This is a genomic window from Frankia sp. CcWB3 (genome assembly GCF_977927595.1).
This window is the reverse complement of the sequence record NZ_CDWRCK010000015.1, coordinates 15981-18971: the sequence shown is the minus strand read 5'-3', so window position 1 is coordinate 18971 and position 2991 is coordinate 15981. Positions and strand designations below refer to the sequence as shown.

At 68.5% G+C, this 2991-nt stretch carries 4 protein-coding genes; 1 reads left to right on the top strand and 3 read right to left on the bottom strand.

What is annotated here, in order from left to right; genetic code table 11:
• The first annotated feature begins 16 nt into the window (after window positions 1–16).
• Window positions 17–1474, top strand: coding sequence for an MFS transporter (locus ACY5KJ_RS02615; RefSeq protein ID WP_462187809.1), 1458 nt, complete (start codon window positions 17–19; stop codon window positions 1472–1474).
• Window positions 1475–1499: 25 nt separating this feature from the next.
• Here the strand turns inward: ACY5KJ_RS02615 and ACY5KJ_RS02610 are convergent, their stop codons facing one another.
• From ACY5KJ_RS02610 to ACY5KJ_RS02600, 3 genes are all read right to left on the bottom strand, one after another.
• Complete coding sequence (locus tag ACY5KJ_RS02610) at window positions 1500–2378, bottom strand: acyl-CoA thioesterase (protein WP_462202716.1); 879 nt, start codon at window positions 2376–2378, stop codon at window positions 1500–1502.
• Window positions 2335–2619 carry a hypothetical protein gene (locus ACY5KJ_RS02605; protein ID WP_462202715.1) on the bottom strand — a complete coding sequence of 95 codons (285 nt, stop codon included), beginning with the start codon at window positions 2617–2619 and terminating at the stop codon, window positions 2335–2337. The genes ACY5KJ_RS02610 and ACY5KJ_RS02605 overlap by 44 nt, the downstream gene beginning before the upstream one ends.
• Window positions 2620–2768: 149 nt before the next feature.
• Window positions 2769–2991, bottom strand: a 223-nt coding sequence (locus ACY5KJ_RS02600; RefSeq protein ID WP_462202714.1) for a VOC family protein, incomplete at its 5' end; no start/stop codon positions are given.

The window sequence follows — 2991 nt, the reverse complement described above, 5'->3', positions numbered from 1 at the left end:
TTGGAGGTATCGGGTGATGACAGGTTCGGATGAGGGCGGTTCGGACGAGGGCGGTGCCGTGGTCGGCAGGACCGCCGGTACCGGGGCGGGTGCCTCGCCGGGAGGTGGCGCACCGCCGGGCCGGGGGATTCCGGGCTGGGCCGTGCTGGCCGTCTGCTGCCTGGCCCAGTTCATGGTCGTTCTGGACATTTCGATCGTGAACGTCGCGCTGCCGTCGATGCAGACCGATCTCGGGATGACGGCGAGCGGCTTGCAGTGGGTGGTCAACGCCTACACGATCGCGTTCGCGGGTCTGCTGCTCTTCGGCGGCCGGGCCGTGCAGGGGCTGGGCGGGGCCGTGCTCGCCCCGGCGACGCTGACCCTGTTGATGACCTCCTTCGCCGAGGGGCAGGAGCGGACCCGGGCGTTGGGCGCGTGGGGCGCCACCGCGGCCAGCGGCGGGGCGCTCGGCGCGATCGTCGGCGGTGCGCTGACCGAGGTCGCGAACTGGCGGTGGGTGCTGTTCGTCAATGTGCCGATCGGGGTGGCGCTCCTCGTGGCCGCCCGGCTCGTGCTTGTCGAGTCGCGGGGCCAGTTGAGCCGGCTGCGTGATCTTGATATTCCCGGCACGGTGACCGTCACCGGGGGCCTGGTGCTGTCGGTCTACGGCATCGTCCGCACCGAGAGTTCCTCCTGGACGTCCCCGGTCACGCTCGGGATGCTGGCCGGGGCGGTAGTGCTCCTTGCCGCGTTCGTGGTCGTCGAGGTCACGACCCCCGCCCCGCTGGTGCCGCTGAGCATCTTCCGCTACCCCGGGCTCGCCGCAGCGAACGCGGTCGCCGCCTTCCTCGGCGCCGCGATGTTCACGATCCTCTTTTTCCTCACCCTCTTCCTCCAGCAGGCTCAGGGTTACAGCCCGCTGCGCACCGGGGTGGCCATGCTCCCGATACCACTTATGGTCATCGTTGCCTCGCGGATCGTCACCCGGATGATCGGGCGGCTCGGTCCGCGTCCGATCATCGTGTTCGGTCTCATGAGCGGAACGGCAGGTCTGCTCTGGCTGTCGACGATCACCCGGGACGGCTCGTACTGGGTGCACGTGTTCGGCCCGGTCCTGATCATCGGGTTGGGGGTGGGCCCTGTCATGGTCGCCGCGGCCACGGCGGGCGTGCCGATGCGCCTGGCGGGCCTCGCGTCCGGTTTGATCAACATCAGCCGCCAGATCGGCGCGGCGATCGGCCTCGCCGCGGTGTCGACGATCGCGACCAGGTATACCGATGGCCGTCTCAGGCACGGGGCCGCGCGGCTCGACGCGCTGGCCTCCGGCTACTCCCTCGGGCTGTTCATCGGCGGCTGCGTCCTCGCCGCCGGGATCCTGGCCGCGCTGCTGCTGCCCCGTGTCCGGCGGCCCGAGCCGGAGCCGGCCCTCGGCGCGGCGGAGAAGACCGCGTCCGGGGCCTCGGACGACGAGGACCAGGCACTCGCGGAGGTCTGATCCATCTCCATCAGCCGCGCGGACATCAGATCGTGGATCTGCGCAGCAGCCCGACGAGCTCACTGCCCGCGCGTAGCTCCCCGTCCGGGCCGAAGACCTCGACACGGCCGATCGTCCGGCCGTGGCCCGCGTGCAGGGTACGCACCCGGAACAGGTGCCAGTCCCGGACGTCCAGGTCGTCGTAGAAGGTCACATTCTGCGAGAGGACGGCGACTGCCAGGCGCCTGGTGGGGGTCAGGCCGGTGACGGCCAGCAGGTCGGACAGCGGCAGCAGTTCGCAGCTGTGCGCGATGAACGCCCTCCACAGGGACCGGTCCTCCGGCGCCCCGGGGATGCGCTGCCATTGGTCCAGCTGATGGGTGCCCGCCCGGGGAAGCACCCGAACCTCCCAGGGCATCATCGGACGGTCGAGGGGGCTGGCGTGCTCCGGGCCGAGGAAGTCGGACTCGGTGGAGCGCAGGCGCAGGAAGTCCGGCTCTGGGGAGCGGAGCATCACGTCCGCCCGGCAGATCTGCAACGAGTCTTGTCGGAAGGTCAGGGCCAGGGAGTCGATCGACCGCCCGTGGGCCAACCGCTCGACGTCGATCCAGACCGGTTGGCGGCAGTCGCCGGGGCGCATGAACACCGTCTGCAGGCTGTGCGTGATCTTACTGGGGGTCATACGCTCGGCGAGAACGATCTGCTGGCCGAGCAGCTGCGCCCCGAGGACGCCGCCGTGTGTGCTGAGCAGGCATCGGGCCGGCACCGGCGGAACATCCCCGCCGAGATCGAGAACTGCCAGTAGTTCACTCAGAGTGCACTGGCCGGGCGCCGGCGCCCTATCGGCCCGATCCTGCGCGCCGGCCTGTTGCTCGGGGGTCTCACCAGCTCGTGCGCCCGTCGTCTCCGCGGATTGTGTACCCACAGTGCACCCTTCCCGCGGACGCTCGCCAGGTGCGAATGCCGCGGATATCCTCGCCGGACGCCCGCGCTGGACGCCCAGGTCGGGGGACCGTGACCGGTCGCTGCACTCTCTGCCGAATTGTCACACGTGGATCATGACTCCGCCCGGCGCGGAGCCTCGCGGCAAATATCGGCCTATTCGCCGCCGACTGCTGGTCACAGGGGACGTAATGAAGTAACAAATACGCGATCGAGAGCATCATCGCAGGTCACAGGCCTGTGGAGGGTTCGAAACGCGCAAGTTATTTCATTTCGACTCCACAGTGGTGCACGTCACATTCCATTGAGCCCGTATGGTAGATAAAGGTTGCTGCTTATCGGTTTGTCCGCCGATTTCGGACTGTTACCGATCTCAGACTGCTCTGGAATCTGCTTCGAATCCCCCGTAGGGGCGGGTGATGATCTCCATGCCGTGGCCGGCCGGGTCCAGGAAGTACAACCCCCGTCCGCCGTCATGATGATTGATCTCGCCCGGGTGCTTACGGTGTGGATCCGCGTAGTAGGTGATCCCGGCCCGTTGGATCCGCTCGAACGCCGCGTCGAACTCCTCCTCGGCGATCAGGAACGTATAGGAG